The following is a 14,365-nucleotide window of genomic DNA, read 5'->3' as shown; positions in this document are numbered from 1 at the left end:
ATTCAGGATGGTTTTTAGGTCCGACCTGCTCAAAAGGAAGGTGACCCCATGCGTATAGACCGTTTAACCAGCAAATTACAGTTGGCGTTGTCCGACGCCCAATCCCTGGCCGTTGGCCACGATCATCCGGCCATCGAGCCGGCGCACTTGATGCAAGCCATGCTTGAACAGCAGGGTGGTTCGATCAAACCCCTGCTCATGCAAGTGGGCTTCGACGTCAACAGCCTGCGCAAAGAGCTGACCAAAGAGCTCGATCAATTGCCGAAAATCCAGAACCCGACCGGCGACGTCAACATGTCGCAGGATCTGGCGCGCCTGCTCAATCAGGCTGATCGTCTGGCCCAGCAGAAGGGCGACCAGTTCATTTCCAGCGAGCTGGTGCTGCTCGCCGCGATGGACGAAAACAGCAAGCTCGGCAAACTGCTGCTCGGCCAGGGCGTGAGCAAGAAAGCCCTGGAGAACGCAATCAACAACCTGCGCGGTGGTGAGGCGGTGAATGACGCCAACCACGAAGAGTCGCGTCAGGCACTGGACAAATACACCGTCGACCTGACCAAGCGCGCCGAAGACGGCAAGCTTGATCCGGTGATCGGCCGTGACGACGAAATCCGCCGTACCATTCAGGTGCTGCAACGTCGCACCAAGAACAACCCGGTGCTGATCGGTGAGCCTGGTGTGGGTAAGACCGCGATTGCCGAAGGTCTGGCCCAGCGCATCATCAACGGCGAAGTGCCGGACGGGCTCAAGGGCAAACGCCTGTTGTCGCTGGACATGGGCGCGCTGATTGCCGGTGCCAAGTATCGCGGTGAGTTCGAAGAGCGCCTCAAAGCACTGCTCAACGAACTGTCGAAGCAGGAAGGGCAGATCATTCTGTTCATCGACGAGCTGCACACCATGGTCGGCGCCGGTAAGGGCGAAGGCTCGATGGATGCCGGCAACATGCTCAAACCGGCATTGGCTCGCGGCGAGTTGCATTGCGTCGGCGCAACCACGCTCAACGAGTACCGCCAATATATAGAGAAGGATGCCGCCCTCGAACGGCGCTTCCAGAAAGTGCTGGTGGACGAGCCGAGCGAAGAAGACACCATCGCCATCCTGCGTGGCCTCAAGGAGCGTTATGAGGTTCACCATAAGGTGGCGATCACTGACGGTGCGATCATCGCGGCCGCCAAGCTCAGCCATCGCTACATCACTGATCGGCAGTTGCCGGACAAGGCCATCGACCTGATCGACGAGGCTGCCAGCCGCATCCGCATGGAGATCGACTCCAAGCCGGAAGTGCTCGATCGTCTGGAGCGTCGGTTGATTCAGCTCAAGGTTGAATCCCAGGCACTGAAGAAAGAAAGCGATGAAGCGGCGATGAAGCGCCTGGAAAAACTCCAGGAAGAAATTGTCCGCCTCGAACGTGAGTACTCGGATCTGGAAGAAATCTGGAACTCGGAAAAAGCCGAGGTACAGGGTTCGGCACAGATTCAGCAAAAGATCGAGCAATCGCGTCAGGAACTGGAAGCCGCGCGCCGTAAAGGCGACCTCAACCGCATGGCCGAATTGCAGTACGGGGTGATCCCGGATCTGGAGCGCAGCCTGCAAATGGTCGACCAGCACGGCAAGAGCGAGAACCAGTTGCTGCGCAGCAAGGTGACCGAAGAGGAAATCGCCGAAGTCGTTTCGAAGTGGACCGGTATTCCGGTGTCGAAAATGCTCGAAGGCGAGCGCGACAAGCTGATGAAGATGGAAAGCCTGTTGCACCAGCGCGTGATCGGTCAGGACGAAGCGGTGGTCGCGGTGGCCAACGCCGTACGGCGCTCGCGTGCCGGGCTGGCGGATCCGAATCGTCCGAGCGGTTCGTTCATGTTCCTCGGCCCGACCGGGGTCGGTAAAACCGAGCTGTGCAAGGCGCTGGCCGAATTCCTCTTCGACACGGAAGAGGCAATGGTGCGGATCGACATGTCCGAGTTCATGGAGAAACATTCCGTGGCGCGGCTGATCGGGGCACCACCAGGCTACGTAGGTTACGAGGAGGGCGGTTACCTGACCGAAGCGGTACGTCGCAAGCCTTACTCGGTGATCCTGCTGGATGAGGTCGAGAAGGCGCACCCGGACGTGTTCAACATCCTGCTGCAAGTGCTGGAGGATGGACGCCTGACCGACAGCCACGGACGTACGGTGGATTTCCGTAATACCGTGATTGTCATGACCTCGAACCTCGGCTCGTCGCAGATCCAGGAACTGGTCGGTGACCGTGAGGCGCAGCGTGCAGCGGTGATGGACGCGCTGACCAGTCACTTCCGTCCCGAGTTCATCAACCGGGTCGACGAAGTGGTGATCTTCGAGCCATTGGCGCGGGATCAGATCGCCGGCATTACCGAGATCCAGCTGGGCCGTCTGCGCAGTCGTCTGGTCGAGCGCGAGCTGAAGCTGGAACTGAGCCCGGAAGCGATGGACAAGCTGATTGCCGTGGGTTACGACCCGGTGTATGGCGCACGTCCGCTCAAACGTGCGATCCAGCGCTGGATCGAAAACCCGTTGGCGCAGTTGATCCTGTCAGGGCATTTCCTGCCGGGCGACACGGCAACCGGCAAGGTCGTGAACGACGAAATCGTTTTCGACTGAGCGGTAAAGCCAGTGAAATAAGGAAGGCCTCGCTTTGCGAGGCCTTTTTTTCGTTAGGCTGTTGAACTCTAAGGAAAAGGCTTGTAAAGTGCGCCCCGCAGTCAGTCACCCGCAGCATCTCAGCTCACTGAGCTGAAATCTGAAATAAGTTGCAAATCATTAACTTGAAAGCGATTTAGGGGGTTGACAGAGGTGTTCTAGGTTGTAGAATAGCGCGCCTCAGACACACGAACGCAGCGATGCGAACGACGTCTAAGAGCTGTAAGTTTCACCGTTGTAAATTGAAATATGTAGTTCCGTGATAGCTCAGTCGGTAGAGCAAATGACTGTTAATCATTGGGTCCCAGGTTCGAGTCCTGGTCACGGAGCCAATTTCAAGCCGGGGTATAGCGCAGTCCGGTAGCGCGCCTGCTTTGGGAGCAGGATGTCAGGAGTTCGAATCCCCTTACCCCGACCATTTTTGGGTCGTTAGCTCAGTTGGTAGAGCAGTTGGCTTTTAACCAATTGGTCGTAGGTTCGAATCCCACACGACCCACCATTTTTGAAACCAGGTAACACTGGGATCGAATCTTAAGATCAGAGGCCAAAAGCGCTGATCGAAGAAGGCGATCTTTGAAAGGTCGCCTTTTTTTTACCGGGGTATAGCGCAGTCCGGTAGCGCGCCTGCTTTGGGAGCAGGATGTCAGGAGTTCGAATCCCCTTACCCCGACCATATTAAAAATCCTCGTATCGAAAGATACGGGGATTTTTTTTGTCCTCGCGAAAGACAATTCCCTTCAAGTCATCGTACAACTTGCCGATAGCCCGCTAACGAGAGGGGACTGCCGCTGTTCGCCCCTTCAATCTGGCCAATACAAGAATAAGGGCGTTCGTCATGTTGCTTCGTCAGTTGAATATTGCTCCCCGTGCCGCATTGGGTTTTGCCCTGATCGCGGTCCTGGTGGCGCTGCTTGGGGTATTCGCCTTGGGGCAGATGTCGAGCATCCGTGACAGTGAGGTCGCGGTAGAGAGCCAGTGGTTGCCGAGCATTCGCGGCGGTGACGAGATTCGCGAGCTGATGTTGCGGATCCGCACGATTTCCCTGCGCATGGCCCTTGATCAGGATCCGCAGAACATCGCGACTTACCGCAGCCAGATGGATACCCGCGACAAGGAGCTGAGCGAGAAGATCGCCGCCTACGACAAACTGGTCACCACGCCGGAAGGCCAGCAGCTGTATGACCAGTTCAAAAAAACCTTCGCCGCGTATCGCACCGGCATCGCGCAATCCTTCACCCTGGCCGATCAAGGCAAGCGTGACGAGCTGACCAAACTGTTGCTGGTTGATATGAAGACCGTGGTCGACGGCTCCGGCAAGCAGCTCAATGACTTGGCGGATCTGTTCGCCAAACAGGTTGCTGCGGAGAGCCAGAAATCCGCTGACCACTACCAGACCTCACGCACCATCGTCAGTCTGTTCATCGCGCTGGCGGCGCTGGCCACCGTGGCGCTGGCGATGTTGCTCACCCGCAGCATCATTCGTCCTTTGAGCACGGCCGTCAGCGCTGCCGAAAGTGTGGCCCAAGGCGACCTGACCCGACCGATCGAAACCCACGGTAACGATGAAGTCAGCCGTTTGCTCAAGGCGCTGGCAAGCATGCAGCAGAACCTGCGGGAAACGCTGCAAGGCATCAGCGGTTCGGCCACGCAATTGGCCACCGCTGCCGATGAGCTCAACGCGGTGACGCTCGACAGCACACAAGGCCTGCAGCAGCAGAACAACGAAATCGAACAGGCGGCGACGGCGGTCAATGAAATGACCACGGCCGTTGAAGAAGTCGCTCGCAATGCCGTGTCGACATCCGATGCCACCCGCCAATCCAGTGAGTCGGCGCAACTGGGGCAGGCGCGGGTCAGTGATACCGCATCGGCCATCAATGCGCTGGCCAGCGACGTGCAGCACACCGGCGAGTTGGTGCAATCGTTGGCCAACCAGTCACAGGACATCGGCAAAGTGCTGGATGTGATCCGTGCCATTGCCGAGCAGACCAACCTGCTTGCGCTCAACGCCGCCATCGAGGCGGCCCGTGCAGGGGAAAGTGGACGAGGTTTTGCGGTGGTCGCCGACGAAGTGCGGGCGCTGGCCTATCGCACCCAGCAATCGACGCAAGAGATCGAGCAGATGGTGCAGGGCATGCGCAGTGGTTCAAGCCTGGCGCTGGACTCAATGCAGGCCAGCGCTGCACGGGCCACGACCACACTGGCATTGGCCGAGCGCGCCGGGGAAGCGCTGGAAACCATCACCGCTTCGGTGCATGAGATCCATGAGCGTAATCTGGTGATCGCCAGTGCCGCCGAAGAGCAGGCGCAAGTCGCGCGGGAAGTGGATCGTAATCTGGTGAACATTCGCGACCTGTCGGTCCGTTCGGCGACGGGTGCCGATCAGACCCGTGCGTCGAGCCAAGAACTGTCGCAATTGGCCAACGCACTGCAAGGCATGGTGCGCCGCTTCCAGCTCTGATGAGCGGTGATCGATTGCAGGAATGAGCCTGCTGATTTTGTGAGCTGCACAAAACAATATGGGAGCGTGGCTTGCCCGCGATAGCGGCGGATCAGTCGACATCATCGCCGACTGAGCGACCGCTACCGCTGGCAAGCCAGCTCCCACAAATTTTGGTTTTAGTGCAGTTTCAGGCGTGGCTCGGTACCGCGACCGATCTTGCTGCCCAGCATCAGCATCGCCGTGCGGAACGGTCCGTACAGCGCCATCTGGTGCATGCGGTACAGCGACACGTAGAACATCCGCGCCAGCCAGCCTTCGAGCATCACGCTGCCGGTCAGGTTGCCCATCAAGTTACCCACAGCGGAAAAACGCGACAGCGAGATCAGCGAGCCGTAGTCGGTGTACTTGTACTCCGGCAGGGTTTTGCCCTCGATACGCAGCTTCAGCGACTTGGCCAGCAACGATGCCTGTTGGTGTGCGGCTTGTGCACGCGGCGGCACGTTGCGATCCGAACCCGGTTGCGGGCACGCGGCACAGTCACCGAAGGCGAAAATGTTTTCGTCGCGGGTGGTCTGCAACGTCGGCAGCACTTGCAGCTGATTGATGCGGTTGGTTTCCAGACCGTCAATGTCCTTGAGGAAACCCGGTGCGCGAATCCCCGCGGCCCAGACTTTCAGGCTGGCCTTGATCACGTTGCCATCGGCGGTGATCAGGCTGTCGGCGGTCACTTCGCTGACCGCCGCATTGGTCATCACATTGACCCCGAGTTTCTCCAGGGTCTTGTGCACCGGGGCGCTGATGCGTTCGGGCAGGGCTGGCAGCACTCGCGGGCCGGCTTCGATCAGGGTGATGTGCATGTTCTCCGGTTTGATCCGGTCCAGACCATAAGCTGCCAGTTCATGCGCCGCGTTGTGCAGCTCTGCCGCCAGCTCGACACCCGTGGCGCCGGCCCCGACGATGGCCACGCTGATCTGCTCGACCACATCGGTCTGTCCGGCATGCGCGCGCAGATAGTGGTTGAGCAGTTGCTGGTGGAAACGCTCGGCCTGTTTGCGGGTGTCGAGGAACAGGCAGTGCTGCGCCGCGCCCTGGGTGCCGAAATCGTTGGTGGTGCTGCCGACGCTGATCACCAGCGTGTCGTAAGGCACTTCACGCGCCGGTACCAGTTCCACGCCGTTCTCGTCGTAGGTGGCGGCCAGCTGGATTTTCTTCTGCGCCCGATCAAGCCCGCTCATGCGCCCCAGCTGGAACTCGAAGTGGTTCCATTTCGCCTGGGCAACATAGTTGAGTTCGTCTTCGGAAGAGTTCAGCGATCCGGCGGCCACTTCGTGCAGCAGGGGTTTCCAGATGTGCGTCAGGTTCGCGTCGACCAGCATCACGCTGGCCGTGCCGCGCTTGCCCAGAGTCTTACCCAGACGGGTAGCCAGCTCCAGACCGCCGGCGCCGCCGCCGACAATGACAATACGATGGGACATAGGGATAACTCGCAAGGTTTTTAAAGGAAATCGGTGCGGTTACCCGAGCGAGCGCCAGGCAGCTCATAGCGTCAGGTAACTGATAAGTCGGCTCAGCAAGCCCAGACCAATGGTCACTGCCAGCACCAGCACCAGGAGCATCCACGGGCGGAAAGGCCGGCGCTCGACACGGTGTTGGGACAACTGCAGGTACTCTTCGACATGCTTCTGGTCTTCGGGGTTCAGGCGGCTGGTCATAAAGGCCTCGTCAGGTAGACGTTGCTGAAGGTGGAGACGCTACAGCGGTTTTTATCCCGGGTTGAACGCAGCATAGCCACTGGCCGGAACCGGTTCGACAGAAACACCGTCGTCGAGGCGGATGATCCCGCTTTGTAACACCCGGGCGGTAATTCCGCCATGCCCGCGCACCGCTTGAAAGGTGCCGGGGCCGAGGTTGTTTTGCAGGCGCGCGCAGGGCTGACACCAGCCAGTGGTCTCGAATATTGCCTGACCGATGCGAAAGCGCCGACCCTTGAGACTAAACAGATTGATACCGCTGATGACCAGATTGCGCCGCAGGTCTTCAGGCTTGACCGGATGATCCTGTGACCGGCCCATCAACGTGCTGATCACGGCCAGGTGTTCGAACTGGATCAACGTCACTTGCCGTGCGTTGCGCACACCCGGGCGGGCGTGATCGCCAGTCAGTCCGGCCTCCAGTCGTGCTTCCACCGCGTCGAGTTCGATCATCGGCCCGCGAGACTCGGGGCGCACGCCGATCCAGCGCACGCGCCCGGTCTGCGGGACGTCGGCAATCAACTGCTGCAGCGGCGTCACAGGCTGATCCCGACATCGAAGACGATGCTGCGGCCGAGGTTGCTGCGCAGGAAATCCGGTGCATCAGGATGCGCGAACAGCACCCGGGCGAAGGTCGGCCCGACCAGCGACAGCGAGCGCCAGCCCTGGCGCAGATACTCGGTGGGCGGTGGAAAGTGGCTGTTGAGGTCCAGCACTTCGCGCTTCAGGCTGGCGAAGGCGATGATGTCCAGTTCGCCCAGATCCATGCCGCGTTCCTTGTAGTTGTGCGCTTTTTTGCGCAAGGTCGGCGCCAGCCGCAGCAAGAATTCATTGGCCGGGATCCGCCGTGGCTTGGCTTCACGGCGCACCAGTTGGCTGAGGGAAAATGCACTGCGCCGGCGTTGCAGTTCGTCGCGCCATTCATCGTTGAGTCGGCGGCCTTCGTCGAGCACGAAAAACACTTCGAAATTGGCATCGCGAAACAGCACGTCCGGCGGCTCGCCAGCAGGGGCAAACTCATCGGCGCGGTAGGGAATGTTCAAGCCTTGCAGCAGGCGCTGGCAGACCCAACGCTCACGCTCCCATTTGCGGGCATTGGACAGGAACGCGTTGGCTTGCTCGGCCGCGATGGTCAGCAGGCGTAAATAATCTGAGTCATCCATAAGCCCAAGCTTAGCGTTCAATTGCGACAAGCTGAAAGCACCACGCGGCAATGTGTGTCAGTGGGCGGTTGCAATGGGCGGTGTAGACTGAGGAAAACCGTCCATTAATGCCAAATCGAGGGGATGAACGTGAAATTTCGCTGGCTGCTGGTGTTGGCTGTGATTCCGCTGTGGGCCCAGGCGCTTGAAATCGGTGAGCGGCTGGCGCCCTGGACGTTGCTGGATCAATACGATCAGCCGTTCACCCTCGATAACCGCACCACGACGCTGTTGGTGGCGCGCGACATGGACGGCGCCAAGCTGATCAAGCAGGTGTTGAAAGACCAGCCAAAAGGCTATCTGGAGGCGCGTCACGCCGTGTTTGTCGCTGACATCCAGCGCATGCCGGCACTGATCGCGAAGATGTTCGCGGTTCCGGCGATGCGTGACTACAGCTACCGGGTCATGCTTGATCGTGAAGGCAGGGTGGCGTCGCGTTATCCCGGCGCGGAAGGCTCGGTGCTGTGGCTGCAACTCAAGGACGGCCGACTGCTCGAGCAGCATGAGTACACCGACGCGGCCCAACTGCACGAGGCACTGGAGAAGGCCCGCCCATGATCGGCGCCGAGTTGCTGTCACCGCAAAGCCTGACGGTCGGCTGGCTGATCTATCTGCCGGTGCTTATCTGGGCGATCTGTCGTGCGCCGTGGGTCGAGTTGTTCAGTGACAGTCGCCGTCAGCACCTGCTGTTCGGCACCGTGTTCGCCGTGTTTTTGCTGTGGATGGTGCGCAGGGATTTCGACACCGGGGTTTCTTATCACTTCATCGGCATGACCGCGGTGACACTTTTGCTGGACTGGCCGCTGGCGATTGTCGGCGGGCTGGTGGCGCAGATCGGGTTGGTGTTGCTCGGGCGTCAGGATCTGCTGGCAGTCGGGGTCAACGGTACGTTGCTGATCCTGTTGCCGGTGTTGATCACTGAGTGCGTGGCGATCATCGTCGAGCGTGCCCAGCCGCGAAATCCGTTCGTGTATATCTTCTGTTCCGGATTCTTTGCCGCGGCGTTGTCGGCCTTGTTGTGCCTGACGTTAAGCCTTAGCCTGCTGTGGTACGACGGTCTGTTTGCCATGCCGGAATGGCTGGAAGACTTCATCGGCTACCTGTGGCTGCTGATCTTTCCAGAAGCCTTCATCAACGGCATGGTGATCAGCGCGCTGGTGGTGTTCAGTCCCGAGTGGCTGGAGACCTTCAATCGCACCCGCTACCTTTCGGCGCCGTGGAAGGACGACGATCCCAAGTCTTGATCCACATCAAATCCGTCAGCCTCGCGGCATTTCATGCTCAATCAAATCCTTTCAGGAGCAGCGGCATGAGTGTTTACGAGTGGGCGAGGCAGGAAACGCGGCAGAGTCTGGAGATGGCGCTGGAGGTCGGCTTCGATCCGGGCCTGAGTTTGCGCGCCTTGCTCAGCGCGGTGGTGCAACAGAGCAAGACGGTGCGCAACGCCGAAGACCTTGCCGACGAATTGCGCTTTCTCGCGGAAAACCTCGACGACGATCAGGACTACGGCTTCATGCGGCCCTGATCGCGATCAGTGACGCGGGTCGAAATCACCGGAGAACATTTCGTCTTCGGCATCCGGAGCGACCGGAATCTTGTGCTCTTCGGACGCCCAGGCGCCGAGGTCGATCAGCTTGCAGCGATCGGAGCAGAACGGGCGGAATTTGTTCTCTGGGGTGAATTCCACGGGGGCGCCGCAGGTTGGGCAGTCAACGGTTGGGATTGGGCTCATGCTTGGCCTCCGGATAAAGTCAGGTAAAAGTGATGCAGGCGCTCGACTTCGCTGTGCAGCCAGGCGAGGTCGCGGTCGTTGACCACCACATCGTCGGCACGGCTCAGGCGGTCTTCGCGGCTCGACTGGGCCTTGAGGATCGCCTGGACCTGCTGTTCGCTGGTCTGGTCGCGCTGCAAGGTGCGTTCGATCTGCAATTGTTGCGGGGCGTCGATCACCAGAATGCGTTGGGTCATCGCGTATTGCCCGGATTCGATCAGCAGCGGCGACACCAGAATCGCATAAGGCGATTTTGCCAGCGCCAGATGGTGAGCGATTTCCTCGGCGATCAACGGATGCAGCAGGGCTTCGAGCCAGCGGCGTTCTTCCGGCACTTCAAAGATCAACTTGCGCAGGGCCGCACGGTCCAGCGTGCCATCGGCTTGCAGGACGCCGGGCCCGAAGTGTTCGGCAATCTTCGCCAGCGCCGGACGCCCCGGCTCGACCACCCAGCGCGCTGCGTGATCGGCGTCGACCACATGGATCCCGAGATCGATGAAGTGCTGGGCCGCGGCGCTTTTGCCGCTGCCGATGCCGCCGGTCAGGCCGAGAATCCAGGGTTTTTCCACAGGGGTATTCATTTCAAACCGACAAACTGCCAATAGAAGTCGGTTATTTGACCACCCCAGAGCAAGGCAATCCAGCCGGCAATTGCCAGATACGGGCCGAAGGGGATCGGCGTCGAGGTTTTCTGCTCACGCAGCCGCAGCAGAATCACCCCGACAATCGCTCCCACCAGCGACGACAGCAGAATCGTCAGCGGCAGAATCTGCCAGCCGCCCCAGGCCCCGAGCAGCGCCAGCAGCTTGAAATCGCCGTGGCCGATGCCGTCCTTGCCGGTCAGCAGCTTGAACAGCCAGAACACTGACCACAGCGCCATGTAACCGGCCACCGCACCCCACAACGCCGCGTGCAGCGAGACGAACAGCCCGAAACTGTTGACGATCAGCCCCAGCCACAACAATGGCAACACCAGCACATCGGGCAGCAGTTGATGTTCGGTGTCGATCAGGCTCATCGCCAGAAGGCCCCAGGTGAGGACGATCAACAAGGCGGCCGGCCAGCCGAACCCCAGATGCCAGGCGACGAATGCCGAGAGCAGGCCGCAAGCCAGTTCGGTCAGGGGATAACGTTTGCTGATCGGGGCGGCACACGCCGAACAGCGTCCACGCAGCAACAGATAGCTGAGCAGCGGAATGTTTTCCCACGGCCGAATCCGGTGGCCGCATTGCGGACACTGGGAGTGCGGCAGCATCAGGTTGTAGGTCGGCAGTGGCGTTTCGCTCGGCAGGCCGAGGACGTCCTGCGCCTGCTGGCGCCAATCGCGCTCGAGCATTTTCGGCAGACGCCAGACCAGCACGTTGAGGAAACTGCCCACCACCAGACCCAGCAGCAGGGCGGTGCACACAAAGGCCAGCGGATACAGACTGAAGAGTTGGTCGATAGGCATGTCAGATCGCTGAGCCGAGCTGGAAAATCGGCAGGTACATGGCCACGACCAACCCGCCGACGATGACCCCGAGCACCACCATGATGAACGGCTCCATCAGGCTGGTGAGGTTGTCGACCATGTTATCCACTTCGTCCTCATAAAAACCGGCGACCTTGTCGAGCATGTCATCCAGCGCGCCCGATTCCTCACCGATCGCGGTCATCTGTACCGCCATGTTCGGGAACACCCCGGTGCTGCGCATGGAAAAATTCAGCTGCATGCCGGTGGCGACGTCCTGGCGGATACGCAGCACGGCACGCTTGAACACCACGTTGCCGGTGGCGCCGGCCACCGAATCCAGTGCCTCCACCAGCGGTACGCCAGCGGCGAAGGTGGTCGACAAGGTGCGGGCGAATCGCGCCACCGCCGATTTGTACATCAGCGTGCCCACCAGCGGCAGCTTCAGCAGCCAGGTGTCCTTGCGGTCGCGCAATGCCTGGGATTTTTTCAGCGCATGACGGATGCCGAACACCGCTGCAATCAGGGCGCCGAGCACCGCCCACCACCATTGCTGCATGAACTCGGAGATGCTGATCACCATCAGCGTGAAGGCCGGCAGTTCAGCGCCAAAACCGGAAAATACCGCCTGAAACTGCGGCACCACTTTCACCAGCAAAATCCCCGTGACCACCATCGCCACCAGCACCACGGCTGTGGGGTAAGTCATGGCTTTCTTGATCTTGGCCTTGAGCGCTTCGCTTTTTTCCTTATAGGTTGCGACCCGTTCGAGCAACGTATCGAGTGCACCGGATTGCTCGCCGGCATCCACCAGGTTGCAATACAGCTCATCGAAATACTGCGGCTTCTTGCGCAGGGCGGCGGCGAAGCTGTTGCCGGCCGCCACCTCTTGCTTCACTTCGTCCACCAGTTTGCGCATCGCCGGGTTGTCGAAGCCTTCGCCAATGATGTCGAACGACTGCAACAACGGCACGCCAGCCTTCATCATGGTTGCCATCTGCCGGGTGAACAGGGCGATGTCCTGGGCCTTGATGCGTTTGCCGAGGCTGAGCAAGGAGGTGGATTTCTTGCGCACCTTGCCCGGGTTGATGCCTTGTTTGCGCAGCTGGGCCTTGATCAGCGCAGGGTTCTGCCCGCTCAACTCGCCCGTGACCTTGCTGCCTTTGCGATCAGTGCCTTCCCAGGCGTAGATGCTGATTTTTGCTGCCTTGACCGCCATGTTCAGTCCTTGGTGACCCGGTTGATTTCTTCCAGGCTGGTGATGCCTTGCATGGCCTTGTGCAGGCCCGAGGTGCGCAGGTCGTCGAAGCCGTCGCGACGCATCTGGCTGTCGATTTCGAGCGAGTTGCCTTCGGCCATGATCAGCCGCTGCAGCTCGGAAGTGTTTTTCACCACTTCATAAATCCCCACGCGTCCCTTGTAGCCGCCGTTGCAGTGATCGCAACCGACCGGCTCGTAGATCGTGAAATTGCCGATCTGTTCCGGCGGGAAACCTTCCTTGACCAGCGTTTCGCGGGGGATTTCGATCGGTTTCTTGCAGTGGTTGCACAGCTTGCGCGCCAGGCGCTGGGCGATGATCAGGCTTACCGAGGTGGCGATGTTGAACCCGGGAATACCCATGTTGTGCAGGCGGGTCAGGGTTTCGGCGGCGCTGTTGGTGTGCAGCGTGGACAGCACCAGGTGGCCGGTCTGTGCGGCCTTGATCGCGATTTCGGCAGTTTCCAGGTCGCGGATCTCGCCGACCATGATCACGTCCGGGTCCTGCCGCAGAAACGAACGCAGGGCCTGGGCAAAATCCAGACCCTGTTTCGGATTGACGTTGACCTGGTTGATGCCTTCCATGTTGATTTCCACCGGGTCTTCGGCGGTGGAAATGTTGATGTCGACGGTGTTGAGAATATTCAGGCCGGTGTACAGCGACACGGTTTTCCCCGAACCGGTCGGCCCGGTCACCAGAATCATGCCCTGCGGCTGCTTGAGCGCCGCCATGTACAGGTCTTTCTGCGCCGGTTCGTAACCCAATGCATCGATGCCGATCTGCGCGCTGGACGGGTCGAGAATCCGGATCACCACTTTTTCGCCCCACAGGGTCGGCAAAGTGTTGACCCGGAAGTCGATCGACTTGGTCTTCGACAGGCGCATCTTGATCCGCCCGTCCTGCGGTTTGCGCCGCTCCGAGATGTCGAGGCTGGCCATGACTTTCAGGCGTGCGGCGATCCGCCCGGCCAGTTGAATCGGCGGTTTGGCCACCTCGCGCAGGATACCGTCGGTGCGCACCCGCACCCGGAAGTTTTTCTCGTAGGGTTCGAAGTGCAGGTCGGAGGAGCCACTCTTGATCGCGTCGAGCAGCATCTTGTGCACGAAGCGCACGACCGGCGCGTCATCGGCGTCGAGCCCGCCGATGGCGTCCTGGCGGCTGTCGTCGACGGACTCGACATCCATGCCGTCGAGATCGACGTCGGCCATGTCCTCCAGACCGCTGGCGTGGGTGTCGAAGAATTTCTCGATGGCCTCGGTGAGCTTGTCGTCCTCCACCAGAATGGCTTCGGTGCTCAGCCCGGTGCTGAACTGAATGTCATTGATCGCTTGATGATTGCTCGGGTCGGAAATGCCCACGAACAGTTTATTGCCACGGCGCCACAAGGGCAGGGCGTGGTGCTGGCGCACCAGTTTTTCACTGACCAGGCCTTTGGGCTGGGTTTCCTTGTCCAGGCAATTGAGGTCCATGAAGGCCATGCCGAAATGCTCTGAAGCGATCTCGGCCACCTGTGAGCTCTTCACCAGTTTGTTCTGTACCAGGTAGCTGACCAGCGACAGCCGATTGCGCTGCGCCTGTTGCCAGGCCTGCTGGGCGCTTTTTTCCGTGAGCAGTTCGGCCTGTACCAACTGCTTGGCCAGACCGCTCAGAGCGATGTCATTCATGGGAGTTCCGGAAGCTGACAGTTCATGACTTATAGCCTAGTCAAGTGACAGCGCCAAACACCCTCGGTGCAGGTGACAAAAAGTGTCAGATAGTGCGGTTACGGGTTGTAGGAAAGCGCGACTCGGCACCTTTATGCCGAGCGTGCGGGGTCTGCAAGCGGTTGGCACGGCCTA

14 protein-coding genes and 4 tRNA genes are annotated in these 14,365 nt (G+C 60.0%); 9 read left to right on the top strand and 9 right to left on the bottom strand.

Features of this window, described 5'->3' with window-relative positions; genetic code table 11:
• Positions 1-48 precede the first annotated feature (48 nt).
• The 6 genes from clpB to ACTJKS_RS05050 all read left to right on the top strand — a co-directional run bounded on the left by clpB (position 49) and on the right by ACTJKS_RS05050 (position 5,113).
• The gene (gene clpB, locus ACTJKS_RS05075; RefSeq protein WP_108183838.1) at positions 49-2,613 is read left to right on the top strand and encodes an ATP-dependent chaperone ClpB; all 2,565 of its coding nucleotides are present in this window, start codon (positions 49-51) and stop codon (positions 2,611-2,613) included.
• A 295-nt stretch (positions 2,614-2,908) separates the two neighbouring features.
• Positions 2,909-2,984: transfer RNA gene (locus ACTJKS_RS05070), tRNA-Asn, on the top strand.
• Between the two features lie 9 nt (positions 2,985-2,993).
• Positions 2,994-3,070 (top strand) — tRNA-Pro (locus ACTJKS_RS05065).
• Between the two features lie 5 nt (positions 3,071-3,075).
• A tRNA-Lys gene (locus ACTJKS_RS05060) sits at positions 3,076-3,151 on the top strand.
• Between the two features lie 97 nt (positions 3,152-3,248).
• A tRNA-Pro gene (locus ACTJKS_RS05055) sits at positions 3,249-3,325 on the top strand.
• Between the two features lie 162 nt (positions 3,326-3,487).
• Positions 3,488-5,113 (top strand): methyl-accepting chemotaxis protein, encoded by a 1,626-nt coding sequence (locus tag ACTJKS_RS05050; protein WP_440828801.1) that lies wholly within the window; start codon positions 3,488-3,490, stop codon positions 5,111-5,113.
• A 158-nt stretch (positions 5,114-5,271) separates the two neighbouring features.
• Here ACTJKS_RS05050 and ACTJKS_RS05045 read toward each other — a convergent pair whose 3' ends face one another.
• The 4 genes from ACTJKS_RS05045 to ACTJKS_RS05030 all read right to left on the bottom strand — a co-directional run bounded on the left by ACTJKS_RS05045 (position 5,272) and on the right by ACTJKS_RS05030 (position 8,009).
• Positions 5,272-6,570 carry an NAD(P)/FAD-dependent oxidoreductase gene (locus ACTJKS_RS05045; protein ID WP_108183836.1) on the bottom strand — a complete coding sequence of 433 codons (1,299 nt, stop codon included), beginning with the start codon at positions 6,568-6,570 and terminating at the stop codon, positions 5,272-5,274.
• 63 nt (positions 6,571-6,633) lie between these two features.
• Entirely contained in the window at positions 6,634-6,807 is a 174-nt protein-coding gene (locus tag ACTJKS_RS05040; RefSeq protein ID WP_003228304.1) for a DUF3094 family protein, read from the bottom strand.
• 51 nt (positions 6,808-6,858) lie between these two features.
• Positions 6,859-7,386 (bottom strand): MOSC domain-containing protein, encoded by a 528-nt coding sequence (locus ACTJKS_RS05035; protein ID WP_108183835.1) that lies wholly within the window; start codon positions 7,384-7,386, stop codon positions 6,859-6,861.
• Positions 7,383-8,009, bottom strand: coding sequence for a DUF1780 domain-containing protein (locus tag ACTJKS_RS05030; protein ID WP_003228301.1), 627 nt, complete (start codon positions 8,007-8,009; stop codon positions 7,383-7,385). Before ACTJKS_RS05030 ends, ACTJKS_RS05035 begins: the two co-directional genes overlap by 4 nt.
• 129 nt (positions 8,010-8,138) lie before the next feature.
• Here ACTJKS_RS05030 and ACTJKS_RS05025 point away from each other — a divergent pair, with 129 nt between their 5' ends.
• The 3 genes from ACTJKS_RS05025 to ACTJKS_RS05015 all read left to right on the top strand — a co-directional run bounded on the left by ACTJKS_RS05025 (position 8,139) and on the right by ACTJKS_RS05015 (position 9,573).
• A complete protein-coding gene (locus tag ACTJKS_RS05025) occupies positions 8,139-8,606 on the top strand; it encodes an FAD/FMN-containing dehydrogenase (protein WP_108184433.1) in 468 nt (155 codons plus the stop codon).
• On the top strand, positions 8,603-9,292 hold the full coding sequence (locus ACTJKS_RS05020; RefSeq protein ID WP_108183834.1) for an energy-coupling factor ABC transporter permease: 690 nt from the start codon (positions 8,603-8,605) through the stop codon (positions 9,290-9,292). Before ACTJKS_RS05025 ends, ACTJKS_RS05020 begins: the two co-directional genes overlap by 4 nt.
• Before the next feature lie 65 nt (positions 9,293-9,357).
• Positions 9,358-9,573, top strand: a complete 216-nt coding sequence (locus ACTJKS_RS05015) for a hypothetical protein (protein ID WP_041065358.1) — start codon at positions 9,358-9,360, stop codon at positions 9,571-9,573.
• Positions 9,574-9,579: 6 nt separating this feature from the next.
• On the opposite strand, the gene yacG is transcribed toward ACTJKS_RS05015, so the two are convergent.
• From yacG to pilB, 5 genes are read right to left on the bottom strand one after another with little or no spacing between them, the layout of a single operon-like run.
• Positions 9,580-9,780, bottom strand: a complete 201-nt coding sequence (gene yacG, locus ACTJKS_RS05010; RefSeq protein WP_007963861.1) for a DNA gyrase inhibitor YacG — start codon at positions 9,778-9,780, stop codon at positions 9,580-9,582.
• Positions 9,777-10,400 (bottom strand): dephospho-CoA kinase, encoded by a 624-nt coding sequence (coaE, locus tag ACTJKS_RS05005; RefSeq protein WP_095668294.1) that lies wholly within the window; start codon positions 10,398-10,400, stop codon positions 9,777-9,779. Before coaE ends, yacG begins: the two co-directional genes overlap by 4 nt.
• The gene (locus ACTJKS_RS05000; RefSeq protein WP_198758338.1) at positions 10,397-11,269 is read right to left on the bottom strand and encodes a prepilin peptidase; all 873 of its coding nucleotides are present in this window, start codon (positions 11,267-11,269) and stop codon (positions 10,397-10,399) included. Before ACTJKS_RS05000 ends, coaE begins: the two co-directional genes overlap by 4 nt.
• Before the next feature lies 1 nt (position 11,270).
• Positions 11,271-12,488 (bottom strand): type II secretion system F family protein, encoded by a 1,218-nt coding sequence (locus tag ACTJKS_RS04995; protein ID WP_047296619.1) that lies wholly within the window; start codon positions 12,486-12,488, stop codon positions 11,271-11,273.
• A 2-nt stretch (positions 12,489-12,490) separates the two neighbouring features.
• Positions 12,491-14,191, bottom strand: coding sequence for a type IV-A pilus assembly ATPase PilB (gene pilB, locus ACTJKS_RS04990; protein ID WP_086792840.1), 1,701 nt, complete (start codon positions 14,189-14,191; stop codon positions 12,491-12,493).
• Between the last annotated feature and the right edge of the window lie 174 nt (positions 14,192-14,365).

It is taken from the genome of Pseudomonas sp. 22189, assembly GCF_052045635.1.
In the GTDB taxonomy this organism is placed as follows: domain Bacteria; phylum Pseudomonadota; class Gammaproteobacteria; order Pseudomonadales; family Pseudomonadaceae; genus Aquipseudomonas; species Aquipseudomonas parakoreensis.
This window is presented reverse-complemented; position numbering and strand designations above follow the sequence as displayed.